The sequence below is a fragment of the Paraburkholderia yinzeri genome (assembly GCF_046581065.1).
In the GTDB taxonomy this organism is placed as follows: domain Bacteria; phylum Pseudomonadota; class Gammaproteobacteria; order Burkholderiales; family Burkholderiaceae; genus Paraburkholderia.
Genome location: NZ_JBFOCJ010000001.1, coordinates 1,019,564 through 1,041,981, shown reverse-complemented (window position 1 = coordinate 1,041,981; position 22,418 = coordinate 1,019,564). Strand labels below are relative to the sequence as shown.

General features: G+C 60.7%; 35 protein-coding genes. All 35 read right to left on the bottom strand.

The genetic code is table 11. From position 1 onward, the window contains the following. Positions 1 to 239: 239 nt before the first annotated feature. The 35 genes from rplQ to WJ542_RS04915 all read right to left on the bottom strand — a co-directional run bounded on the left by rplQ (position 240) and on the right by WJ542_RS04915 (position 22,234). Entirely contained in the window at positions 240 to 632 is a 393-nt protein-coding gene (gene rplQ, locus WJ542_RS05085; protein WP_027797304.1) for a 50S ribosomal protein L17, read from the bottom strand. 143 nt (positions 633 to 775) lie between these two features. Next, positions 776 to 1,753: a DNA-directed RNA polymerase subunit alpha gene (locus WJ542_RS05080; RefSeq protein ID WP_411188266.1), complete on the bottom strand. Its 978-nt coding sequence runs from the start codon at positions 1,751 to 1,753 to the stop codon at positions 776 to 778. Between the two features lie 124 nt (positions 1,754 to 1,877). Then, positions 1,878 to 2,501: a 30S ribosomal protein S4 gene (gene rpsD, locus WJ542_RS05075; protein WP_411188265.1), complete on the bottom strand. Its 624-nt coding sequence runs from the start codon at positions 2,499 to 2,501 to the stop codon at positions 1,878 to 1,880. A 152-nt stretch (positions 2,502 to 2,653) separates the two neighbouring features. Further along, on the bottom strand, positions 2,654 to 3,058 hold the full coding sequence (rpsK, locus tag WJ542_RS05070; protein ID WP_017777173.1) for a 30S ribosomal protein S11: 405 nt from the start codon (positions 3,056 to 3,058) through the stop codon (positions 2,654 to 2,656). Positions 3,059 to 3,086: 28 nt separating this feature from the next. Further along, a complete protein-coding gene (rpsM, locus tag WJ542_RS05065) occupies positions 3,087 to 3,452 on the bottom strand; it encodes a 30S ribosomal protein S13 (RefSeq protein WP_027797301.1) in 366 nt (121 codons plus the stop codon). 35 nt (positions 3,453 to 3,487) lie between these two features. After that, the gene (rpmJ, locus tag WJ542_RS05060) at positions 3,488 to 3,604 is read right to left on the bottom strand and encodes a 50S ribosomal protein L36 (RefSeq protein ID WP_027797300.1); all 117 of its coding nucleotides are present in this window, start codon (positions 3,602 to 3,604) and stop codon (positions 3,488 to 3,490) included. Between the two features lie 20 nt (positions 3,605 to 3,624). Next, positions 3,625 to 3,843, bottom strand: a complete 219-nt coding sequence (gene infA / locus WJ542_RS05055) for a translation initiation factor IF-1 (RefSeq protein ID WP_004521905.1) — start codon at positions 3,841 to 3,843, stop codon at positions 3,625 to 3,627. Positions 3,844 to 3,851: 8 nt separating this feature from the next. After that, the gene (secY, locus tag WJ542_RS05050) at positions 3,852 to 5,198 is read right to left on the bottom strand and encodes a preprotein translocase subunit SecY (RefSeq protein WP_411188264.1); all 1,347 of its coding nucleotides are present in this window, start codon (positions 5,196 to 5,198) and stop codon (positions 3,852 to 3,854) included. 59 nt (positions 5,199 to 5,257) lie between these two features. Then, positions 5,258 to 5,692, bottom strand: coding sequence for a 50S ribosomal protein L15 (gene rplO, locus WJ542_RS05045; RefSeq protein ID WP_411188263.1), 435 nt, complete (start codon positions 5,690 to 5,692; stop codon positions 5,258 to 5,260). Positions 5,693 to 5,721: 29 nt separating this feature from the next. After that, positions 5,722 to 5,904 carry a 50S ribosomal protein L30 gene (gene rpmD / locus WJ542_RS05040; protein ID WP_004202755.1) on the bottom strand — a complete coding sequence of 61 codons (183 nt, stop codon included), beginning with the start codon at positions 5,902 to 5,904 and terminating at the stop codon, positions 5,722 to 5,724. 11 nt (positions 5,905 to 5,915) lie between these two features. Then, positions 5,916 to 6,434: a 30S ribosomal protein S5 gene (gene rpsE / locus WJ542_RS05035; protein ID WP_027797297.1), complete on the bottom strand. Its 519-nt coding sequence runs from the start codon at positions 6,432 to 6,434 to the stop codon at positions 5,916 to 5,918. Between the two features lie 14 nt (positions 6,435 to 6,448). Next, a complete protein-coding gene (gene rplR, locus WJ542_RS05030; protein WP_042269746.1) occupies positions 6,449 to 6,814 on the bottom strand; it encodes a 50S ribosomal protein L18 in 366 nt (121 codons plus the stop codon). A gap of 12 nt (positions 6,815 to 6,826) precedes the next feature. Continuing rightward, a complete protein-coding gene (rplF, locus tag WJ542_RS05025) occupies positions 6,827 to 7,357 on the bottom strand; it encodes a 50S ribosomal protein L6 (protein WP_411188262.1) in 531 nt (176 codons plus the stop codon). Between the two features lie 18 nt (positions 7,358 to 7,375). Then, positions 7,376 to 7,771 carry a 30S ribosomal protein S8 gene (gene rpsH, locus WJ542_RS05020; RefSeq protein ID WP_411188261.1) on the bottom strand — a complete coding sequence of 132 codons (396 nt, stop codon included), beginning with the start codon at positions 7,769 to 7,771 and terminating at the stop codon, positions 7,376 to 7,378. A gap of 14 nt (positions 7,772 to 7,785) precedes the next feature. Then, positions 7,786 to 8,091 (bottom strand): 30S ribosomal protein S14, encoded by a 306-nt coding sequence (gene rpsN, locus WJ542_RS05015; protein WP_028228152.1) that lies wholly within the window; start codon positions 8,089 to 8,091, stop codon positions 7,786 to 7,788. 7 nt (positions 8,092 to 8,098) lie between these two features. Continuing rightward, positions 8,099 to 8,638, bottom strand: a complete 540-nt coding sequence (rplE, locus tag WJ542_RS05010) for a 50S ribosomal protein L5 (RefSeq protein ID WP_411188260.1) — start codon at positions 8,636 to 8,638, stop codon at positions 8,099 to 8,101. A gap of 16 nt (positions 8,639 to 8,654) precedes the next feature. Continuing rightward, on the bottom strand, positions 8,655 to 8,963 hold the full coding sequence (gene rplX, locus WJ542_RS05005) for a 50S ribosomal protein L24 (protein ID WP_411188259.1): 309 nt from the start codon (positions 8,961 to 8,963) through the stop codon (positions 8,655 to 8,657). A gap of 9 nt (positions 8,964 to 8,972) precedes the next feature. Next, positions 8,973 to 9,341, bottom strand: coding sequence for a 50S ribosomal protein L14 (gene rplN / locus WJ542_RS05000; RefSeq protein WP_027797290.1), 369 nt, complete (start codon positions 9,339 to 9,341; stop codon positions 8,973 to 8,975). A 360-nt stretch (positions 9,342 to 9,701) separates the two neighbouring features. Continuing rightward, complete coding sequence (gene rpsQ / locus WJ542_RS04995) at positions 9,702 to 9,974, bottom strand: 30S ribosomal protein S17 (RefSeq protein ID WP_028213346.1); 273 nt, start codon at positions 9,972 to 9,974, stop codon at positions 9,702 to 9,704. Further along, positions 9,971 to 10,165 carry a 50S ribosomal protein L29 gene (gene rpmC / locus WJ542_RS04990; protein ID WP_007180130.1) on the bottom strand — a complete coding sequence of 65 codons (195 nt, stop codon included), beginning with the start codon at positions 10,163 to 10,165 and terminating at the stop codon, positions 9,971 to 9,973. The genes rpsQ and rpmC overlap by 4 nt, the downstream gene beginning before the upstream one ends. Positions 10,166 to 10,175: 10 nt before the next feature. After that, positions 10,176 to 10,592 (bottom strand): 50S ribosomal protein L16, encoded by a 417-nt coding sequence (rplP, locus tag WJ542_RS04985; protein WP_027797288.1) that lies wholly within the window; start codon positions 10,590 to 10,592, stop codon positions 10,176 to 10,178. Positions 10,593 to 10,594: 2 nt separating this feature from the next. Further along, complete coding sequence (gene rpsC, locus WJ542_RS04980) at positions 10,595 to 11,386, bottom strand: 30S ribosomal protein S3 (RefSeq protein ID WP_027797287.1); 792 nt, start codon at positions 11,384 to 11,386, stop codon at positions 10,595 to 10,597. A gap of 11 nt (positions 11,387 to 11,397) precedes the next feature. Then, entirely contained in the window at positions 11,398 to 11,727 is a 330-nt protein-coding gene (gene rplV / locus WJ542_RS04975; RefSeq protein ID WP_004199272.1) for a 50S ribosomal protein L22, read from the bottom strand. A gap of 12 nt (positions 11,728 to 11,739) precedes the next feature. Next, complete coding sequence (gene rpsS, locus WJ542_RS04970) at positions 11,740 to 12,015, bottom strand: 30S ribosomal protein S19 (RefSeq protein ID WP_027797286.1); 276 nt, start codon at positions 12,013 to 12,015, stop codon at positions 11,740 to 11,742. Between the two features lie 10 nt (positions 12,016 to 12,025). After that, complete coding sequence (gene rplB / locus WJ542_RS04965; protein WP_411188258.1) at positions 12,026 to 12,853, bottom strand: 50S ribosomal protein L2; 828 nt, start codon at positions 12,851 to 12,853, stop codon at positions 12,026 to 12,028. Positions 12,854 to 12,855: 2 nt separating this feature from the next. Then, complete coding sequence (rplW, locus tag WJ542_RS04960; RefSeq protein WP_027797284.1) at positions 12,856 to 13,170, bottom strand: 50S ribosomal protein L23; 315 nt, start codon at positions 13,168 to 13,170, stop codon at positions 12,856 to 12,858. Then, the gene (gene rplD / locus WJ542_RS04955; RefSeq protein WP_027797283.1) at positions 13,167 to 13,787 is read right to left on the bottom strand and encodes a 50S ribosomal protein L4; all 621 of its coding nucleotides are present in this window, start codon (positions 13,785 to 13,787) and stop codon (positions 13,167 to 13,169) included. The genes rplW and rplD overlap by 4 nt, the downstream gene beginning before the upstream one ends. Next, positions 13,787 to 14,446 carry a 50S ribosomal protein L3 gene (gene rplC, locus WJ542_RS04950; RefSeq protein WP_027797282.1) on the bottom strand — a complete coding sequence of 220 codons (660 nt, stop codon included), beginning with the start codon at positions 14,444 to 14,446 and terminating at the stop codon, positions 13,787 to 13,789. Before rplC ends, rplD begins: the two co-directional genes overlap by 1 nt. A gap of 223 nt (positions 14,447 to 14,669) precedes the next feature. Further along, the gene (rpsJ, locus tag WJ542_RS04945; protein WP_017777154.1) at positions 14,670 to 14,981 is read right to left on the bottom strand and encodes a 30S ribosomal protein S10; all 312 of its coding nucleotides are present in this window, start codon (positions 14,979 to 14,981) and stop codon (positions 14,670 to 14,672) included. Between the two features lie 127 nt (positions 14,982 to 15,108). Next, positions 15,109 to 16,299, bottom strand: a complete 1,191-nt coding sequence (tuf, locus tag WJ542_RS04940; protein WP_411188250.1) for an elongation factor Tu — start codon at positions 16,297 to 16,299, stop codon at positions 15,109 to 15,111. A gap of 83 nt (positions 16,300 to 16,382) precedes the next feature. Then, positions 16,383 to 18,485, bottom strand: a complete 2,103-nt coding sequence (fusA, locus tag WJ542_RS04935) for an elongation factor G (protein WP_411188257.1) — start codon at positions 18,483 to 18,485, stop codon at positions 16,383 to 16,385. Positions 18,486 to 18,619: 134 nt separating this feature from the next. Then, positions 18,620 to 19,090: a 30S ribosomal protein S7 gene (gene rpsG / locus WJ542_RS04930; RefSeq protein ID WP_006053291.1), complete on the bottom strand. Its 471-nt coding sequence runs from the start codon at positions 19,088 to 19,090 to the stop codon at positions 18,620 to 18,622. A 191-nt stretch (positions 19,091 to 19,281) separates the two neighbouring features. After that, positions 19,282 to 19,662, bottom strand: coding sequence for a 30S ribosomal protein S12 (rpsL, locus tag WJ542_RS04925; RefSeq protein ID WP_027797953.1), 381 nt, complete (start codon positions 19,660 to 19,662; stop codon positions 19,282 to 19,284). A gap of 245 nt (positions 19,663 to 19,907) precedes the next feature. Beyond that, a complete protein-coding gene (gene recQ / locus WJ542_RS04920) occupies positions 19,908 to 21,755 on the bottom strand; it encodes a DNA helicase RecQ (RefSeq protein ID WP_411188256.1) in 1,848 nt (615 codons plus the stop codon). A 152-nt stretch (positions 21,756 to 21,907) separates the two neighbouring features. Next, the gene (locus tag WJ542_RS04915) at positions 21,908 to 22,234 is read right to left on the bottom strand and encodes a hypothetical protein (RefSeq protein WP_411188255.1); all 327 of its coding nucleotides are present in this window, start codon (positions 22,232 to 22,234) and stop codon (positions 21,908 to 21,910) included. Between the last annotated feature and the right edge of the window lie 184 nt (positions 22,235 to 22,418).

Below are 22,418 nucleotides of genomic sequence, written 5' to 3'. Positions count from 1 at the left end.
GGTCACGGCGAACTCCGGCGCGAAACTTCAGACAGGACGTTATCGTACCACCGGCGGCCAAGGCCTTCCGGCCGTGGCCAGCCTGCTCGAAGGCGGGGACGCCAAGGCAGGAACACGGGCATCGCCAGGCGACTTCACACGGTAAACACCGGCGCGCCGCGTTTATTCCTCTGGCCCGAAAACAAAAAAGCCAGGCAAGCCTGGCTTTTTTTCATAACGGCTGGAGCACCGCAGGAAGCTTATTCCGCTTCTTGCACGTTCTCTTCCGCAACTTCCGGACGGTCGAGCAGTTCGACGAGCGCCATCGGTGCGTTGTCGCCGACGCGGAAACCGAACTTCAGGATGCGCAGGTAGCCGCCCGGACGGTTCGCGAAACGCGGACCGAGCACGTCGAACAGCTTCGTGACCGAGTCACGATCGCGCAGGCGATTGAACGCCAGACGGCGGTTTGCCAGCGACGGCTTCTTGCCGAGCGTGATGAGGGGCTCGACAACCTTACGGAGTTCCTTCGCCTTCGGCAGCGTGGTCTTGATGACTTCGTGCTCGATGAGCGAGTTGGACATGTTACGGAGCATTGCCAGACGGTGGCTGCTCGTGCGGTTCAGTTTCCGCAGACCATGACGGTGACGCATTTCAGTTTCCTTGAAACAAAGTTTTGGTCCAGCTCTTCTATCGCCTCAGCGGGTTTGACACCCCACAACCAAAGCACGGGCCGGTACGTGAAAAAAGCAAGACGCGGATTTTAAAGGAAAATCCGCGTCCGTGCCAGACTTGCTTACTTGTCCAGACCAGCCGGCGGCCAGTTTTCGAGCTTCATGCCGAGCGTGAGACCGCGCGAAGCGAGCACTTCCTTGATCTCGTTGAGCGACTTGCGACCCAGGTTCGGGGTCTTGAGCAGCTCGTTCTCGGTACGCTGGATCAGGTCGCCGATGTAGTAGATGTTCTCGGCCTTCAGGCAGTTCGCCGAGCGAACCGTGAGTTCGAGATCGTCCACCGGACGCAGCAGGATCGGGTCGATCTGCGGTGCGCGCGACGGGGCTTCCGCCGCCGTTTCCGTGCCTTCCAGCGCTGCGAACACCGACAGCTGATCCACGAGGATGCGGGCCGACTGGCGGATCGCTTCCTCGGGCGAGATCACGCCATTGGTTTCGATGTTCATCACGAGCTTGTCGAGGTCGGTACGCTGTTCGACACGCGCGCTTTCCACGGCGTAGCTCACGCGGCGAACCGGCGAGAACGAAGCGTCCAGCACGATGCGGCCGATAATCTTGGCCGACTCGTCGCCGTAGCGGCGCACGTTGCCCGGCACATAGCCGCGGCCCTTTTCGACCTTGATCTGCACGTCGAGCTTGCCGCCCTTCGTCAGATGCGCGATCACGTGGTCGGGATTGATGACTTCGCAGTCGTGCGACAGTTCGATGTCGCCCGCCGTCACGACGCCTTCGGCTTCCTTGCGCAGCGTAACCGTCACTTCGTCACGGTTATGCAGCTTGAACACCACGCCCTTCAGGTTCAACAGCAGGTTGACCACGTCCTCTTGCACACCGTCGAGCGTCGAATACTCATGCACGACGCCTGCGATCGTCACCTCGGTCGGCGCATAGCCGATCATCGACGACAGCAGCACGCGCCGAAGCGCGTTACCCAAGGTGTGGCCATAACCGCGTTCAAACGGCTCCATGACCACTTTCGCATGGTTGTCGCCGAGCGATTCCACAGCGATGATCTTGGGTTTCAACAAACTGGTTTGCATAGGTTTTCCTTTTCAATACCCTCGGCTCGTTACACCGATAAGGCTGAGATGGCAACAACCTGAAAAAAACAGCCGAGGCAGCCTCCTGCGCGAAGCACAGAGGTGACCCCGGCCGTCAATCCGATTAACGCGAATACAATTCGACGATCAGGCTTTCGTTGATGTCGCCAGCGATGTCGCTGCGCTCCGGCATGCCCTTGAAGGTGCCTTCGAACTTCTTCGCATCGACAGCGACCCAGCTCGCCATGCCGCCTTGCTCAGCCAGCGACAGGGCTTCAACGATACGAGCCTGCTTCCTGGCCTTTTCGCGGATGGCAACGACGTCGCCAGCCTTCACTTGCATCGACGGGATGTTCGCAACGACGCCGTTCAGCGTGAGAGCCTTGTGGCTCACGAGCTGACGCGCTTCAGCGCGGGTCGAAGCGAAGCCCATGCGGTACACGACGTTGTCGAGACGCGATTCGAGCAGTTGCAGCAGGTTTTCGCCGGTGTTGCCCTTGCGACGGTCCGCTTCCGCGAAGTAGCGGCGGAACTGGCGCTCGAGCACGCCATAGATGCGCTTGACCTTCTGCTTCTCGCGCAGCTGGGTGCCGTAATCCGACGTGCGGGCGCCCGAAGTGCGGCCGTGCTGACCCGGCTTGCTGTCGAGCTTGCACTTGTCGGCGAGCGAGCGGCGCGCGCTCTTCAGGAAGAGGTCGGTGCCTTCACGGCGGGACAGCTTGGCCTTCGGGCCGATATAACGTGCCACGTTGCTTTCCTTCGATAATTAATCACGCAAAACCTGCCGGTTTCGCGCTAGTCCGGCTCTTTGAACCGAACGGTGGGCTTAGTCAATTCAATAACGCCGAGAGCCTGCGGGCGCCGTTACCGGCGGCACAGGCACACGGCAAAAGCGACACCTTAGATGCGGCGGCGCTTCGGCGGACGGCAGCCGTTGTGCGGAACCGGCGTCACGTCGGAGATCGCGGTGATCTTGATGCCAAGACCATGCAGCGCGCGCACCGCCGATTCGCGGCCAGGACCGGGGCCCTTGATACGCACTTCGAGGTTCTTCACGCCGTATTCCATCGCCACGCGGCCAGCCGACTCGGCTGCGACCTGAGCTGCGAACGGGGTCGACTTGCGCGAACCCTTGAAGCCCTGACCGCCCGAGGTTGCCCAGGCAAGCGCGTTGCCCTGGCGGTCGGTGATCGTGATGATGGTGTTGTTGAACGACGCGTGAACGTGAACCACGCCCTCGGCGACGTTCTTCTTAACCTTCTTGCGAACGCGTTGCGCCGCGGTGTTGTTCGAAGCCTTAGCCATTACGTTTTCCTGTAACTGTCAGTTCCGCTTACTTCTTCAGCGACTGTGCTGCGCGGCGCGGACCCTTGCGCGTGCGCGCATTGGTACGCGTACGCTGGCCACGCAGGGGCAGGCCCTTGCGATGGCGCACGCCGCGGTAGCAGCCGAGGTCCATCAGGCGCTTGATGTTCATCGTCACTTCACGGCGCAGATCGCCTTCGACGACAAACTTGCCCACTTCCTCACGCAGCTTTTCAAGATCCGCGTCGTTCAGGTCCTTGACCTTCTTGTCAAACGGGACACCAGCGGCAACGCAAATGTTGCGCGAGCGCGTGCGGCCAACACCGAAGATCGCCGTCAGGCCAATTTCAGTGTGCTGGTGGTTCGGGATGTTAACCCCTGCGATACGAGCCATTGTTTTTCCTCAAACAAAAAGCGCAAGCGCGCTAATCAGCCTTGACGCTGCTTGTGGCGCGGGTCCGTGCTGCAGATCACGCGAACGACGCCGTTGCGCTTGATGATTTTGCAGTTGCGGCACATGCGCTTTACCGATGCCATCACTTTCATGATATTACCCTTTTTCTAAATCACTTCGCCCGGAACACGATCCGCGCACGCGACAGATCGTAAGGCGTCAACTCAACCGTCACCTTGTCGCCCGGGAGAATGCGGATGTAGTGCATCCGCATCTTTCCGGAAATATGTCCCAGCACGACATGGCCGTTCTCCAGCTTCACCCGGAAGGTAGCGTTGGGGAGGTTTTCGATAACCTCACCCTGCATCTGGATTACATCGTCTTTGGCCATAGGTCCTTTTAACGCATCGGGACGCCGCCGCCCTTGAAGTTAGCCTTCTTGAGCAACGACTCATATTGTTGCGACATCACGTACGACTGCACCTGCGCCATGAAGTCCATTGTGACGACGACAATGATCAGCAGCGACGTTCCACCAAAATAAAACGGCACATTCCAGCGCAGCACCAGAAATTCAGGCAGCAGACAAACGAACACGATATAGATCGCACCGGCCAGCGTCAGACGCGTGAGGATGCGGTCGATATAACGGGCCGTTTGATCGCCAGGACGAATGCCCGGTACGAACGCACCACTCTTTTTCAGGTTGTCAGCCGTTTCCCTGCTGTTGAACACCAGTGCGGTGTAGAAGAAGCAGAAGAACACGATCGCCAACGCGTACAGCAACACGTACACGGGTTGACCGGGCTTCAGGGCTTCGGCCACATTGTGCAACGTGTCCGCGAACCAGCTGTTTCGCGACCCCGAACTGAACCAGTTCAGGATGGTTGCCGGGAACAGGATGATCGACGATGCGAAGATCGGCGGAATCACGCCCGACATGTTCAACTTCAGCGGCAGGTGGGACGACTGCCCGCCGTAAATCTTGTTGCCGACCTGACGCTTCGCATAGTTCACGAGGATCTTGCGCTGGCCGCGTTCGATGAACACCACCAGGTACGTCACAGCCGCGATCAACGCGACCACGATGATGGCGGAGAACGGACCCATCGAGCCGGTCTGCACCAGCGAGAAGAGGCCGCTGATCGCATTCGGGAAGCCCGCCGCGATCCCGCCGAAGATGATGATCGAGATGCCGTTGCCAAGGCCGCGTTCCGTGATCTGCTCACCCAGCCACATCAGGAACATCGTGCCGGTCACGAGCGTCACGACCGTCGTCAGGCGGAACACCATGCCCGGATCCACCACGAGGCCGGGCTGGTTTTCCAGCGCGACCGCAATGCCGAACGCCTGAAACGTCGCCAGCACCACCGTGAAGACCCGCGTGTACTGCGTAATCTTGCGTTGTCCTGCCTGCCCTTCCTTCTTCAGCGCTTCCAGCTGCGGCGAAACAATCGCCATCAGCTGCAGGATGATCGACGCCGAGATATACGGCATCACCCCCAGCGCGAAGATCGTGAACCGCGACAAGGCACCACCCGAGAACATGTTGAACATGCCAAGGATGCCGCCCGACTGGCTCTGAAAGAGCTTCGCCAACTGGTCCGGGTCAATGCCCGGAACCGGAATGTGCGCGCCGATGCGATAAACGACCAGCGCCAGCAGCAGGAACACTGCACGCCGGCGCAGGTCGCCGAACTTCGGTGCGCTGCGACCGGTTTTTGCGAGACTCGGGCTAGTAGCCAAGTAGCTTCTCCGATGCAGATGCTAGTGACGGCGGGCGAACCCGCACGCAACCCTCACAATTACTCGGCGAAAGAACCGCCTGCTGCTTCGATCGCAGCACGCGCGCTCTTCGTCGCACCCAGACCCTTGACGACGACCTTGCGCTTGATCTCGCCGGTGGCGATGATCTTCGCGCTACGGGTCAGTTCGCCCACGAGGCCTGCCTGCTTGAGAGCCAGCAGATCGATTTCGTCGACCGGCAGCTTCTCGATGTCGGCGAGACGCACTTCACCGACGAATTCCTTCGTCAGCGAGGTGAAGCCGCGCTTCGGCAGACGACGCTGCAGAGGCATCTGACCGCCTTCGAAGCCGACCTTGTGAAAGCCGCCCGAACGCGATTTCTGACCCTTGTGACCGCGGCCAGCGGTCTTGCCGAGGCCGGAGCCGATGCCGCGACCGACGCGACGCTTTGCGTGCTTCGCGCCTTCTGCCGGCTTCAGGTTATTCAATTCCATTTTCAACTCCTGGAGTCCTGGTCGACCGCTTAGCCGATGACCTTGACGAGGTACGAGACCTTGTTGATCATGCCGCGCACAGCCGGCGTGTCCTGCAGCTCGGAAACCGAGTTCAGGCGGCGCAGGCCGAGGCCGCGCACGGTGGCGCGGTGCGATTCGCGGGTCCCAATCAGGCTCTTGACGAGCTGAACCTTGACAGTTTTTTCAGACATGGTACCCACCCTTAGCCCAGAATGTCTTCGACGGACTTGCCGCGCTTCGCCGCGATGTCGGCCGGGGTCGACTGCTTGCGCAGGCCGTCCAGCGTCGCACGAACGAGGTTGTACGGGTTCGTCGAACCGTGGCTCTTGGCCACGACGTTCTGCACGCCCATCACGTCGAACACGGCGCGCATCGGGCCGCCGGCGATCACGCCGGTACCTGCCTTCGCCGGAGCGAGGAGGACCACCGATGCGCCGTGCTTGCCGTGCACTTCGTGTTGCAGGGTGCCGTTCTTCAGGGGCACCTTGAACATGTTGCGGCGAGCTTGTTCCATCGCCTTCTGGACAGCGACCGGCACTTCCTTAGCCTTGCCCTTGCCCATACCGACGCGGCCATCACCGTCGCCAACCACGGTCAGTGCGGCGAAGCCGAGAATCCGGCCACCCTTCACGACCTTGGTCACGCGGTTGACCGAAATCATTTTTTCGCGAAGGCCGTCGTCGCGTTCGTCAGCCTGAACTTTCGCTTGCATCTTTGCCATGACGAATTCCTTCCTTAGAACTTGAGCCCGGCTTCGCGCGCAGCATCAGCCAGCGCCTTGACGCGGCCGTGATAGCGGAAACCCGAGCGGTCAAAGGCGACGGATTCGATGCCGGCGGCCTTGGCCTTTTCTGCGATACGCTTGCCGATCAGCGTGGCAGCGGCGACGTTGCCGCCCTTGCCCGACTGGTCAGCCAGTTGCGCACGCACTTCGGCTTCGAGCGTCGACGCGCTGGCGAGCACCTTGGTGCCGCAGGGCGAGAACACTTGCGCATAGATGTGCGTGTTCGTGCGATGCACGGCCAGGCGCGCGACCTGCAGCTCAGCGATCTTGAGACGCGTCTGACGAGCGCGGCGCAGGCGAGATTGAGTCTTATCCATGATTGCGCACCCTTACTTCTTCTTCGTTTCTTTGAGGATCACGACCTCGTCGGCGTAGCGCACACCCTTGCCCTTATAGGGCTCAGGCGGGCGATAACCGCGCACTTCGGCAGCGGTTTGGCCGACTTTCTGCTTGTCGATCCCCTTGATCACGATTTCCGTTTGCGACGGGGTTTCAGCCTTGACGCCTTCCGGCATCTGGTGCACCACGGGGTGCGAGAAACCCAGCGACAGGTTCAGCTTGTCGCCTTGCGACTGAGCACGGTAACCGACGCCAACCAGCGTCAGCTTGCGCTCGAAACCCTTCGTCACGCCTTGCACCATGTTCGCGACGATCGCGCGCATCGTGCCCGACATCGCATTCGCTTCGCGGCTTTCGTCGATCGGCTCGAACTTCAGCGTGCCGTTGTCGTTCGCCACCTTCACGAGGCGGTTCGCTGCCTGCGAAATCGTACCCAGCGGGCCCTTGACGGTAATCTTCTCGTCGCTGAGCGTCGCCTCGGCGCCTTGCAGCGCGATCGGGCTCTTACCTACTCGAGACATGTCTCTTCTCCTTCGGCGTTAAGCGACGTAGCAGATGACTTCGCCGCCCACGCCATTGGCGCGAGCCTTGCGGTCCGTCATCACACCCTTGGGCGTCGACACGATCGCAACGCCGAGGCCATTCATGACCTGCGGGATGTCGTTGCGGCCGCGGTACACGCGCAGACCCGGCTTCGAGACGCGCTCGAGGCGCTCGATAACGGGACGGCCAGCGTAGTACTTCAACGCGATGTTCAATTCCGACTTCGCACCTTCGGTCTTCACCGCGAAGTCGTCGATATAACCTTCGTCCTTCAGAACTTGCGCAATCGCAATCTTCACTTTCGACGAGGGCATAGCAACCGAAACCTTCTCGACCATCTGCGCATTGCGGATGCGAGTCAGCATATCAGCGATAGGATCACTCATGCTCATTTATGTTTCTCCTATTACCAGCTCGCCTTGGTGACGCCAGGGATCTCACCACGGAACGCGATCTCACGAATCTTGTTACGTGCGAGACCAAATTTGCGGAACGTACCACGCGGACGACCCGTGATCGCGCAGCGATTACGCTTGCGGGTCGGGTTCGAGTTGCGCGGCAGTTGTTGCAGTTCGAGGCGAGCTGCGTAGCGCTCTTCTTCCGACTTGCTTTGGTCGTCGATGATCGCCTTCAGCGCTGCGCGCTTCGGCGCAAATTTCGCTGCCAGACGAGCGCGCTTCTTTTCACGTTCGATCAGTGCCAGTTTAGCCACGGTAACCTCAGTTTCTGAACGGGAACTTGAAGCTGGCGAGCAGTGCCTTTGCTTCGTCGTCGGTCTTCGCAGTCGTCGTGATGCTGATGTTCAGCCCACGCAGCGCGTCGATCTTGTCGTAGTCGATTTCGGGGAAAATGATCTGCTCTTTCACACCGATGTTGTAGTTGCCACGACCGTCGAATGCCTTGCCCGACACGCCACGGAAGTCGCGCACGCGGGGCAGCGCAACCGTCACGAAACGGTCCAGGAATTCGTACATCGCCTGGCCACGCAACGTGACCATCGCACCGATCGGGTAACCCTGACGGATCTTGAAGCCAGCGATTGCCTTGCGAGCCTTCGTGATAACCGGCTTCTGGCCGGCGATCTTCGTCAGGTCGCCAACGGCGTTTTCGATGATCTTCTTGTCAGCGACGGCTTCGCCAAGACCCATGTTCACGGTGATCTTGGTGATGCGCGGCACTTCCATGACCGACTTGTAACCGAACTTCTCGATCAGGCCGGGAACGACCTTCTCTTTATAAAATTCTTGCAAACGTGCCATTTTTTTCTCCGCAGCGTCAGGCGCTCAGGACAGCACCGGTCGTCTTCAGGAAACGAACCTTCTTGTCCCCTTCGACCTTGATGCCCACACGCGACGGCTTGCCGTTCGCGTCGACCAGCGCGACGTTCGAGATGTTCAGCGGCATTGCCTTGGCTTCCACGCCGCCCGTCGTACCCTTCATGGGGTTCGGCTTCACATGCTTCTTCGCAATGTTGATGCCTTCAACGGTCACACGCTCTTCGCCCACAGCCAGCACGACGCCGCGCTTGCCCTTGTCTTTGCCGGTGATGACGATGACTTCGTCACCCTTGCGAATCTTGTTCATCGCGACTCCTTACAGCACTTCCGGCGCGAGCGAAACGATCTTCATGAATCGTTCGCTACGCAGCTCACGCGTCACCGGCCCGAAAATACGGGTGCCGATCGGCTCAAGCTTGGTATTCAAAAGCACGGCGGCGTTGCCATCGAACTTGATCAGCGAGCCGTCTTGACGGCGCACGCCCTTCGCGGTGCGAACCACGACGGCGTTGTAGATTTCGCCTTTCTTCACGCGCCCACGCGGCGTTGCTTCCTTGACGCTCACCTTGATGATGTCGCCAATGCTGGCATAACGACGCTTCGAGCCGCCGAGCACCTTGATGCACATGACTTCACGTGCACCCGTGTTGTCGGCTACTTCAAGCCGAGATTCGGTCTGGATCATGGTTTATCTTTCCCAACTTAATCCGGTCGCGCCACCATGGCACATCCGGTCAGTCTTGGTCCCGTCAGCCGCGCCGCCACTAAAACGACCGCTCAGCTGCTTGGGTTAGAACAGCAGCGACGGCAAACGAAACCGGCCATCGCATTCCGGTGAATCTTGCAGATCCGGACTGGCGCCCGGATTTTGCTCTCCCACCCGCATCCGCCTGCTGCTTTGCCAACAGCAAGCCTCATAAAGAGGGAAGACCAAGACTATAACTCGATAATCTTGGTCTCGCAAGCGAAATCTTTAGCGATTTCAACTACTTCTCCAACCCGGGGTTGGATCAACCGAGGCCCCGGGCTGGTGTTGCGTCACGTGTTAGATGACGCGTGCTGCTTCGATCAGCTTCGACACGGTCCAGGCCTTCGTCTTCGAAACGGGACGAGTTTCCTGGATTTCCACGAGGTCACCCTCGTTGTACGTGTTCGACTCGTCGTGCGCGTGGTACTTCTTCGACTGCACGACGTACTTGCCGTAGATCGGGTGCTTGACGCGGCGCTCGACCAGAACGGTGACCGTCTTGTCCATCTTGTTGCTGACGACTTTGCCGACCAGCGTCCGCTTAAGCGAGGTTTTCACGCTTTCGTTCATTTCTGGTTCGCCTTCTCAGTCAGGACGGTCCGCACACGTGCGATGTCGCGACGAACCTTCTTCAGCTGGCTCGTGTTCGTGAGCTGCTGGGTCGCGAGTTGCATGCGCAGGCCGAATTGCGCCTTAAGCAGGTCCGACAGCTCCTTGTTGAGCGCGGCCTGGTCTTTCTGGTGAAGTTCGGATGCCTTCATCATTCACTCCTTAGGCGCCGAGCTGGCGAACCATGAAGACCGTCTTCAGCGGCAGCTTGGCTGCAGCCAGACGGAAGGCTTCACGGGCCAGTTCTTCGGACACACCATCCATTTCGTACAGCATCTTGCCCGGCTGAATCTCGGCGACGTAGTACTCCGGGTTACCCTTACCGTTACCCATACGTACTTCCGCCGGCTTTTGCGAGATCGGCTTGTCCGGGAAGATCCGGATCCAGATGCGGCCGCCACGCTTGATGTGACGCGTCATTGCACGACGCGCCGCTTCAATCTGACGCGCGGTCAGGCGACCACGACCGATAGCCTTCAGACCGTATTCACCGAACGAAACTGCATTGCCGCGGGTTGCGACACCGGTGTTACGACCCTTCTGCTCTTTGCGATACTTCCTGCGTTTCGGTTGCAGCATCGTTATTCTCCACTCTTGCCGTCACCGCCGGCGCCACGGCGCGGTGCGCCACGACGGGCACCCGGTGCGCCTTCGCCATCACGGCGCGGACGACGATCGCCCGGGCGCGCGTTGCGGCGCGGACGCTTTTCTTCGGCGACTTCTTCCACCACCGGTGCGTCGTTGCGGCCGAGCGTGTCGCCCTTGTAGACCCAAACCTTCACGCCGATGATGCCGTACGTCGTCTTCGCTTCCGAGGTTGCGTAGTCGATGTCGGCGCGCAGCGTGTGAAGCGGCACTCGACCTTCGCGGTACCACTCGGTACGCGCGATTTCGATACCGTTCAGACGGCCGGCGCTCATGATCTTGATGCCCTGGGCGCCCAGACGCATCGCGTTCTGCATCGCACGCTTCATCGCGCGGCGGAACATGATGCGGCGCTCGAGCTGTTGCGTGATCGAGTCGGCGATCAGTTGCGCATCGGTTTCCGGCTTGCGGATTTCTTCGATGTTCACGTGCACAGGCACGCCCATGCGCTTTTGCAGTTCGGCCTTGAGGAGTTCGATGTCCTCGCCCTTCTTGCCGATCACCACACCCGGACGCGAGCTGTAAATCGTGATGCGAGCGTTCTTTGCCGGACGCTCGATCACAACACGGCCCACCGAAGCGTTCTTCAGCTTCTTCTTCAGGTATTCACGAACACCGATGTCTTCCTTCAACATCGCCGCGAAATTGTTGTTGTTCGCGTACCAGCGCGAAGCCCAATTGCGGCTGACGGCCAAACGGAAGCCAGTCGGATGAATTTTCTGTCCCATCGTATGGCTCCTTAATTCCCGACCGTCACAGTGATGTGACAGGATTGCTTCTCGATGCGGTTACCGCGACCCTTTGCGCGTGCGGTGAAACGCTTCAGCGAAGCAGCCTTGTCGACGTAGATGCTCTTGATCTTGAGCTCGTCGATGTCGGCGCCCTCGTTGTGCTCCGCATTGGCGATCGCCGAGAGCACAACCTTTTTCACGATGCCAGCCGCTTTCTTCGGCGAGAACGTCAGAACGTTCAGCGCCTTGTCGACCGGCAGACCGCGGATCTGGTCAGCCACAAGGCGCGTCTTCTGCGCCGAGATGCGGGCACCGCGATGAATTGCCTTCACTTCCATCTTGATTGCCCCTTATTTCTTGGCCTTCTTGTCGGCCGCGTGACCCTTGAACGTACGGGTCAGTGCGAACTCGCCAAGCTTGTGGCCGACCATGTTTTCCGTGACATACACCGGAACGTGTTGACGGCCGTTGTGAACGGCGATCGTCAGGCCGATGAAGTCCGGCAGGATCGTCGAACGACGCGACCAGGTCTTGATCGGTTTCTTGTCGCGCGTAGCTGCAGCCGCCTCAACCTTCTTCAGCAAATGGGCGTCGCAGAACGGACCTTTCTTGATAGAACGTGCCATTGCCTACTCCTTAACGCTTGTGACGGCGCTGGACGATCATGCTCGTCGTGCGCTTGTTGCTGCGGGTACGGTAGCCCTTCGTCGGCGTGCCCCACGGGCTCACCGGATCGCGACCTGCAGCGGTCTTGCCCTCACCACCACCGTGCGGGTGATCGACCGGGTTCATTGCAACGCCACGGACCGTCGGGCGGATACCGCGCCAGCGGTTCGCGCCAGCCTTACCGATCTGACGGAGGCTGTGCTCTTCGTTGCCGACTTCACCGATCGTCGCGCGGCACTCGACGTGCACGCGGCGGATTTCGCCCGAACGCAGACGAACCTGCGCGTAGACGCCTTCACGGGCCAGCAGCATCGCCGACGTACCCGCCGAACGCGCCATTTGCGCGCCCTTGCCCGGCAGCATTTCGATGCAGTGGATCGTCGTACCGACCGGGATGTTGCGGATCGGCAGGGCGTTGCCCGAGCGGATCGGCGCTTCCGAACCCGACATCAACGCCTGACCCACCGTCGCGCCCTTCGGAGCGATGATGTAGCGGCGCTCGCCGTCTGCGTACAGAACCAGCGCGATGTTCGCGCTACGGTTCGGGTCGTACTCGAGACGCTCGATCTTTGCCGGAATGCCGTCCTTGTTGCGACGGAAATCGATCACACGGTAGTGCTGCTTGTGACCGCCACCCTGGTGACGCGTCGTGATGTGACCATTGTTGTTGCGACCCGCCTTCGAGGACTGCTTTTCGAGCAGTGCCGCATGCGGCGCGCCCTTGTGCAGTTCCTTGTTGACGATCTTCACCATCGCGCGGCGACCGGGCGAAGTCGGCTTAACTTTCACGATTGCCATGATTACTTGGCCTCCGCTTCAAAGTTGATTTCCTGGCCGGGCTTCAGGCAGACGTACGCCTTCTTCACGTCCTTGCGCTTGCCAACGAAGCGGCCAAAACGCTTGTTTTTGCCCTTCTGGACCAGCACGTTGACGGAATCGACTTCCACCTTGAACAGCAGCTCGACAGCAGCCTTGACTTCCTGCTTGGTCGCGTCCGGCGCGACTTCGAACACAACTTGTTCGTTCTTGTCCGCCACCAGCGTCGCCTTTTCGGAGATCACCGGCGCGAGCAGGACCTGCATCAAACGATGATCGTTCTTGCGAATCTCGCTCATGACAGCAACTCCTCGATCTGGGCGACCGCAGCCTTCGTGATCAGAATCTTCTTGAAGTAGATCAGCGAGAGCGGGTCGGCGAAACGCGGCTCAACGACTGCCACGTGGGGCAGGTTGCGCGACGCGAGATACAGGTTCTCGTCAACCGTGTCGGTGATGACCAGCACGGACTCGAGACCCATGGCCTTGAACTTGTCGGCCAGCAGCTTCGTCTTCGGCGCTTCGAGCGACAGCTCTTCGACGACCGAGATGCGGCCTTCGCGGGCCAACTGCGAGAAGATCGAGCAGAGACCTGCGCGATGCATCTTCTTGTTGACCTTGTGCGAGAAGTTTTCTTCCGGCGAGTTCGGGAAAATGCGACCACCGCCGCGCCACAGCGGGCTCGACGACATACCGGCACGAGCACGGCCCGTACCCTTCTGGCGCCACGGCTTCTTGGTGGTGTGCTTGACCTGCTCGCGATCCTTCTGCGCGCGGTTGCCGCTACGTGCGTTCGCCTGATAGGCGACGACGATCTGGTGAATCAGGGCTTCGTTATAGTCACGGCCGAACACGACATCCGACGCGTTAACGGCAGCACCTTCCTGACCATTGGCGTTCAGGAGCTTCAGTTCCATTATTCCGCTCCTTTCTTCACGCGAGCCTTGACCGCCGGCGTCACGAAAACCTTACCGCCCTTCGCGCCCGGAACAGCACCCTTCACGAGCAGCAGCTTGCGCTCTGCGTCGATACGTGCGATTTCGAGGTTTTGCACCGTCACGGTTTCGTCACCCATGTGACCGGTCATGCGCTTGCCCGGGAACACGCGGCCCGGATCCTGCGCCATACCGATCGAACCCGGCACGTTGTGCGAGCGCGAGTTACCGTGCGAAGCACGGCCGGATGCGAAGTTGTAACGCTTGATGGTACCGGCGTAGCCCTTACCGATCGAGGTGCCTTGCACGTCGACCTTCTGGCCTTCCGAGAAGAGATCCACACCGATCACCGCGCCATTCGACAGTTCGGCAGCCTTGGCGGCGTCGATCTGGAATTCCTTGAGGATTTCACCGGCTTGAACGCCAGCTTTGGCAAGATGACCTGCGAGCGGCTTCGTCACGCGCGATGCACGACGCGTACCGAACGCAACCTGAACGGCCGTGTAGCCGTCGGTTTCAACAGTCTTGATCTGCGTCACGCGGTTGTCGGACACGTCCAGCACGGTAACGGGAATCGAGTCCCCATCGGCCGTGAAGATACGGGTCATGCCAACCTTGCGACCTACGAGTCCAAGGCTCATCGTTTTCTCCATTCCCGACTGCGATTGGTCGGGGCTAATTTACAAAGTACCGGTGCTTTTTCAGGGCGCTTTTGACAAGACAACCCCAATGGGACGCACCGATTTTTTGCGCAAATGCGCGAAAAGACGTCAAGTATAACGTCCTTTCTCGTTTTCCGCAAGCAATCAAAGACTTACAGAGGGAAGACCCGCTGACCGGCAATCCAGGCAGCGTTCAGAGGCCTTACTGCAGCTTGATTTCGACGTCCACACCAGCCGGCAGGTCCAGCTTCATCAGTGCGTCGACGGTCTTGTCCGTCGGGTCGACGATGTCCATCAGGCGCAGGTGGGTGCGGATTTCGAGCTGATCGCGCGACGTCTTGTTGACGTGCGGCGAACGCAGGATGTCGAAACGCTGGATGCGCGTCGGCAGCGGCACCGGGCCACGAACGATTGCACCCGTCCGCTTCGCCGTGTCGACGATCTCGGCAGCCGACTGGTCGATCAGGCGATAGTCGAAAGCCTTCAGGCGAATACGGATTTTCTGGTTCTGCATGACAATTCCTTGAAAAGAGCGAGGCGGACTTGCTCCGCCAGACTAGATAAAGAGCGAAGGATCGGGGTGCGACGGAGAGCCGCGCCCCGATCCCGGGTACATCAACTTCTACAGCAAGCTATCAATTTTACTCGATAACCTTGGCGACGACACCTGCGCCGACGGTACGGCCACCTTCGCGGATCGCGAAGCGCAGACCTTCTTCCATCGCGATCGGCGCAATCAGCTTCACCGTGATCGACACGTTGTCGCCCGGCATCACCATTTCCTTGTCCTTCGGCAGCTCGATCGAGCCCGTCACGTCCGTCGTACGGAAGTAGAACTGCGGACGGTAGTTGTTGAAGAACGGCGTGTGACGGCCGCCTTCGTCCTTGCTCAGCACGTACACTTCGGCCGTGAAGTGCGTGTGCGGCGTGATCGAACCCGGCTTCGCCAGCACCTGGCCACGCTCCACGTCTTCACGCTTCGTGCCGCGCAGCAGGATACCCACGTTGTCGCCCGCCTGACCCTGGTCGAGCAGCTTGCGGAACATTTCCACGCCCGTGCAGGTCGTCTTCACCGTCGGCTTGATACCGACAATCTCGATTTCCTCGCCAACCTTCACCACGCCGCGCTCGATACGACCCGTCACCACCGTGCCGCGACCCGAGATCGAGAACACGTCTTCCACCGGCATCAGGAACGCACCGTCAACCGCGCGCTCCGGCGTCGGGATGTACGTGTCCAGCGCGTCGGCCAGGTTCATGATCGCCACTTCGCCCAGCTCGCCCGTGTCGCCTTCCAGCGCCAGCTTCGCCGAACCCTTGATGATCGGCGTGTCGTCGCCCGGGAAGTCGTACTTCGACAGAAGTTCGCGCACTTCCATTTCGACCAGCTCGAGCAGCTCCGCGTCGTCCACCATGTCGCACTTGTTCAGGAACACGATGATGTACGGCACGCCAACCTGGCGGGCCAGCAGGATGTGCTCACGCGTCTGCGGCATCGGGCCGTCGGCGGCCGAGCACACCAGGATCGCGCCGTCCATCTGCGCGGCACCCGTGATCATGTTCTTCACATAGTCGGCGTGGCCCGGGCAGTCAACGTGCGCGTAGTGGCGGTTCGCCGTTTCGTACTCGACGTGCGCCGTGTTGATGGTAATACCACGGGCCTTTTCTTCCGGCGCCGCGTCGATCTGGTCGTACGCCTTGGCTTCGCCACCGAACTTCTTGGTCAGAACCGTCGTGATCGCTGCCGTCAGCGTGGTCTTGCCGTGGTCAACGTGACCGATCGTGCCCACGTTCACGTGCGGCTTCGTCCGTTCGAATTTACCTTTTGCCATGTTTCTCTTCTTTCAAAAAAGTGGTGAACCGGTGACTGTTCGTTGCGAACCGGGCCCATGCCTGGTTCGCTCCGTGCCGATGCTTACTTCGCCTTCGCGCTGATGATCGCGTCGGCCACGTTACGCGGTGCCTCTGCGTAGTGCTTGAATTCCATCGTGTACGTGGCGCGCCCCTGCGTGAGCGAGCGCAGCGACGTCGAGTAGCCGAACATTTCCGACAGCGGCACTTCGGCGCGAACGATCTTGCCGCCGCCAACCATGTCTTCCATGCCCTGGACGATACCGCGACGGCCCGACAGGTCGCCCATCACGTTGCCCATGTAGTCTTCCGGCGTTTCGACTTCGACGGCCATCATCGGTTCGAGGATGACCGGCTGAGCCTTGCGCATCGCTTCCTTGAACGCCATCGAACCGGCCATGCGGAACGCGTTTTCGTTCGAGTCAACGTCGTGGTACGAACCGAACGTCAGGTGAACCTTCACGTCGACGACCGGGAAGCCCGCCAGCACGCCCGACTTCAGCGTATCGGCAATACCCTTGTCCACCGCCGGAATGTATTCGCGCGGAATCACACCGCCCTTGATCTCGTCCAGGAACTCGTAGCCCTTGCCCTGCTCGTTCGGCTCAAGCGTAATGACCGCGTGACCGTACTGGCCGCGACCACCCGACTGCTTGACGAACTTGCCTTCGACGTCCTTCGCGATGGCGCGAATCGTTTCGCGGTAGGCAACCTGCGGCTTGCCGACGGTCGCTTCCACGCCGAATTCGCGCTTCATACGGTCGACCAGAATTTCGAGGTGGAGCTCGCCCATGCCCGAAATAATGGTCTGGCCCGATTCCTCGTCCGTCTGGACGCGGAACGACGGATCTTCCTGTGCCAGGCGGTTGAGCGCGAGGCCCATCTTTTCCTGGTCCGGCTTCGTCTTCGGCTCGACGGCCTGCGAAATCACCGGCTCCGGGAACACCATGCGCTCCAGAACGATCGGGTTCGCCGGGTCGCACAGCGTGTCACCCGTGGTCGCTTCCTTCAGGCCGACAGCCGCAGCAATGTCGCCTGCACGAACTTCCTTGATTTCTTCACGGTTGTTCGCGTGCATCTGCAGAATACGACCGAGGCGTTCCTTCTTGCCCTTCGTCGAGTTCAGCACCGTGTCGCCCGAGTTGACGACGCCCGAGTACGCGCGGAAGAAGATCAGCTGGCCGACGAACGGGTCGGTCATGATCTTGAACGCGAGTGCCGAGAACTTCTCGTCGTCGGCTGCGCGGCGCTCTGCCGTTTCACCGTTTTCGAGCTCGCCCTTGACCGGGGGAATGTCCACCGGCGACGGCAGGAAGTCGATCACGGCGTCGAGCATGCGCTGCACGCCCTTGTTCTTGAACGCGGTGCCGCACAGCATCGGCTGGATTTCGCACGCGATCGTACGGTCGCGCAGCGCCTTGACGACTTCGGCTTCCGAGAGCTCTTCGCCGCCGAGGTACTTTTCCATCAGCTCTTCGCTGGCTTCGGCTGCCGACTCGATCATCTTCTCGCGCCACTCGTTGCACGTGTCAACGAGTTCGGCCGGGATGTCGACGTAGTCGAACTTCGTACCTTGCGACGCTTCGTCCCAAATGATGGCCTTCATCTTCAGGAGGTCGACGACGCCCTTGAAGGTTTCTTCCGAGCCGATCGGCACCACGACGGGAACCGGATTCGCCTTCAGGCGGGTCTTCAGCTGGTCGTAGACCTTGAAGAAGTTCGCGCCGGTACGGTCCATCTTGTTGACGAACGCGAGACGGGGAACCTTGTACTTGTTCGCCTGGCGCCACACCGTTTCCGACTGCGGCTGCACACCACCCACCGCGCAGTAGACCATGCATGCGCCGTCGAGCACGCGCATCGAGCGCTCGACTTCAATCGTGAAGTCGACGTGGCCCGGGGTGTCGATGATGTTGATGCGGTGTTCCGGATAGTTGCCGCCCATGCCCTTCCAGAAGGCCGTGGTAGCAGCGGAGGTAATCGTGATGCCACGCTCCTGCTCCTGCTCCATCCAGTCCATGGTGGCGGCGCCGTCGTGAACTTCACCAATCTTGTGGTTCACGCCGGTGTAGAACAGAATGCGCTCGGTCGTCGTCGTCTTGCCGGCGTCGATGTGAGCGCTAATACCGATGTTGCGGTAGCGCTCGATAGGAGTCTTGCGAGCCACTTTGATCCTCTATGGGGAGGTGCGCGCCGGGTTCGATCCCGACGCGCCTGAACACAAACGGGCGAGGCGCTGGATAAGCGCACCCGCCCGGAATTTTTTCCGCTTTTGGAGCAAACCCCAGTTGGGGTTTTCTCTTAGAAGCGGAAGTGCGAGAACGCCTTGTTCGCTTCTGCCATCCGGTGAACTTCGTCGCGCTTCTTCATCGCGCCGCCACGGCCTTCGGCCGCTTCGGAGAGTTCACCTGCCAGACGCAGGGCCATCGACTTCTCGCTGCGCTTCTTCGCGGCTTCACGCAGCCAACGCATCGCCAATGCCATACGACGCGAGGGGCGCACTTCGACCGGAACCTGATAGTTCGCACCACCAACGCGGCGGCTCTTCACTTCCACCACCGGCTTCACGTTGTTGAGCGCGACAGTGAACACTTCCAGCGGGTCCTTGCCACCCTTGGTCTGGATCTGTTCGAAAGCGCCGTACACGATACGCTCGGCAACCGACTTCTTGCCGGAGAGCATCAGCACGTTCATGAACTTGGCTACATCAACGTTGCCGAACTTCGGATCCGGCAACACTTCCCGCTTGGGGACTTCGCGACGACGCGGCATGTTTCTTCCTTTAACTTTTCAGTTGAAGCGTGGAGAGAACCCAACGCTCCGCGGCCACCAACTAACCCGATTCATCTCACGACTTACCAGCCTGGTCGGGTGACCACTTACTCGACAGCACCGGCGAATCCGGCACCACCGCCTGTATCGCCTCGCGCTTTCGACAAGCACGGACGACCCTTCTGTAATGCTTACTTCGCAGCCTTGGCGCGCTTTGCGCCATACTTCGAACGAGCCTGCTTACGATCCTTGACGCCCTGGGTATCCAGCGAGCCACGAACCATGTGGTAACGCACACCCGGCAAGTCCTTCACACGGCCGCCGCGGATCAGCACGACCGAGTGTTCCTGCAGGTTGTGGCCTTCACCACCGATGTACGAAATGACTTCGAAGCCGTTCGTGAGGCGAACCTTGGCGACCTTACGGAGTGCCGAGTTCGGCTTCTTCGGCGTCGTCGTGTACACGCGGGTGCACACGCCGCGACGCTGCGGGCAGTCCTGCAGGGCCGGGCTCTTGCTCTTCGTAGCTTCCGAAGCGCGGCCTTTGCGAACCAGTTGATTGATGGTTGGCATTGTTTATTCCTGAAATTGAACAAAATCGGCGCATTTATTCCCGGGCAAAGCGGAAAACCATGCGCAATCGATCCGGAACCCGTAATGGGGAGTCCCCACGGACGTTTGTTTCCCACCATTCGGACGGCGAGCGCAAACATCCCAAGAACCGGAACCCAGCATGATATTCCGAAAATGCCAAGCAAGTCAACGGCTTGCGACTTTCGGAGACTTGGCCCTTCGCAACGGGCGATAACGGAAACCGCTTATTCGTCGCCGACCACCTCGACGAGCTCCTCGCCGAAGCGTTCGAGCTTGCGCGCGCCAATGCCGGGAATCTCGCGCAGCTCGTCGACGGACTCGGGGCCGTTACGGGCGATCTCAGCCAGCGTGGCGTCGTGGAAGATGACATAAGCCGGCACGCCCTCGCTCTTCGCCGTTTCGGTACGCCATAGACGCAGGCGGTCCCAGCGCGATCGCTGGCGCGGGCTCATGCCAAGGGTCGGATCGGCGCGCTCGCTCGTGCGGCCGGACGACTGGCGCGTGCGCTGCGGCTTGACGTAGCGGCGCATCGTCACCTTCTGCTCGCCCTTAAGGACGGGCTTGCTCGCCTCCGTGAGCACGAGCGAACCGAAGCCGTCGTGATCGACGGCGAGAAAACCGAACGCCACGAGCTGCCGGAAGATTGCTCGCCACTCGGCTTCAGCGAGCGCCGCGCCGATGCCGAACGTCGAAATCTTCTCGTGCCCGCGCTGCAAGATCTTTTCGTTGCGGTTGCCGCGCAGGATGTCGATCAGATGGCCCGCGCCGAAATTGAAGCCGCTGGCACGCTGCGCGCGGAACACGCACGAAAGCGCCATCTGCGCCTCGCGCGTGGCATCCCAGGTGTCGGGCGGCTCAAGGCACGTATCGCAGTTGCCGCAGGGCTTGCTCTCTTCGCCGAAGTAGGCAAGCAGCCGCACGCGGCGGCACGACGCGGTTTCGCACAGGCCGAGCAGCGCGTCGAGCTTGCCGGTCTGCACGCGCTTGTGGGCCTCGTCCGCATCGGATTCGTCGATCATCTTGCGCTGCTGAACGACGTCGCCGAGGCCATAGGCCATCCATGCGTTCGCCGCCAGCCCGTCACGGCCCGCGCGGCCGGTTTCCTGGTAATAACCTTCCACGCTCTTGGGCAGATCGAGGTGCGCCACGAAGCGCACGTCAGGTTTGTCGATGCCCATACCGAAAGCGATAGTCGCGCACATCACGACGCCCTCCTCGCGCTGGAACATCTCCTGATGCTGCTGGCGTACTTCGAACTCCATGCCGGCGTGATAGGGCAACGCGCGAACGCCCTGCCCCTTCAGCCATTCCGCGGTCTCCTCGACCTTTCGGCGCGAGAGGCAATAGACGACGCCGGCGTCCGTCGTGCCGTCGGCGCGCGTGTGCTCGGCGCGGATGAAATCCAGCAGCTGCGCGCGCGCGTTGTCCTTTTCGACAATGCGGTAGCGGATGTTCGGCCTGTCGAAGCTCGACACGAAAATACGGGCGTCGTCGAGCGCGAGGCGGTGCACGATCTCGTCGCGCGTGATGGCGTCCGCAGTCGCGGTGAGCGCAATGCGCGGAACGTTCGGGAACCGCTCGTGCAGCACCGAGAGCTGAATGTACTCGGGCCGGAAATCGTGTCCCCATTGGGACACGCAATGTGCCTCGTCGATGGCGAACAGGCCGATGCGCGCGCGTTCGAGCAGATCGAGAAAACGCGGCGTCATGAGCCGCTCCGGCGCGACATAGAGCAGATCGATGTCGCCTTCGCGCAGCGCGCGCTCCGTGGCAGCGGCCTCGGAGCCGGAGAGCGTCGAGTTGAGGTAGGCGGCACGTACGCCCACTTCGGTGAGCGCCGCCACCTGGTCCTGCATGAGTGCGATGAGCGGAGAAACGACGATGCCGGCGCCATGACCGGCCTCGTGGCGCACGAGCGCCGGGATCTGGTAGCAGAGCGACTTGCCGCCGCCGGTGGGCATGAGCACCAATGAGTCCCCGCCAGCCGCGACATGCTCGACGATCTCGGCTTGCTGCCCTCTAAAGGCGGGATAACCGAAGACTTCGTTGAGAATTTCGAGGGAGCGGGACATGAAGGCGGCGACGGATCGGTAGAAAAGCGCGAAGCAAAGGCAGTGGACCGGATTTTACCAACCCGGGCGCGCCTTGACCGCCGTGACCGCGAAGATTGGCCGTTCGGCCTGGGAAATACGGGAGGAAAGCGAGGAAAACGAGCGCCCCGGCCTTAAAATCCGCGCCGGCCCGCACGCTGAAGCGCACCGACGATCGTCACGATACCGGCAACGACGGCGACGACCACAAGCAACCCGACCGGCAGCAGCACGACACTACCGGCCACGAGCAGGAGCGAGCCGAGCGCGAGAAGTGCGGCGCCCATCTTCACCTTGCCGGCGAGCTGCATGATGAAGCCGATGATCAGAAACGCCCAGAGGACGAGAAACGTCGCGAAGAACATCGCGGCCGACTGCGCCCCGACGTTATGCAGCAGATGCGAAAAGATGGCGACGCACGCCACCAGATTCAGGATGAGACCGGTCCCGACCAACCACATGATTACCGCCTCCAGATTCAGATAACACCGCCCATGCCATACGGAAATCCGCACGAGCGCAGACGTGGCGCGCTACGTTAGCACGCTGCACTCCGGCACGCAGCGCGCCGCGCCGACACTGCGGCACGAGGCCGCAGGCGCGAGCGCAACATGTACCGCACCGCCGGCGCGCCAGCGCCAAATA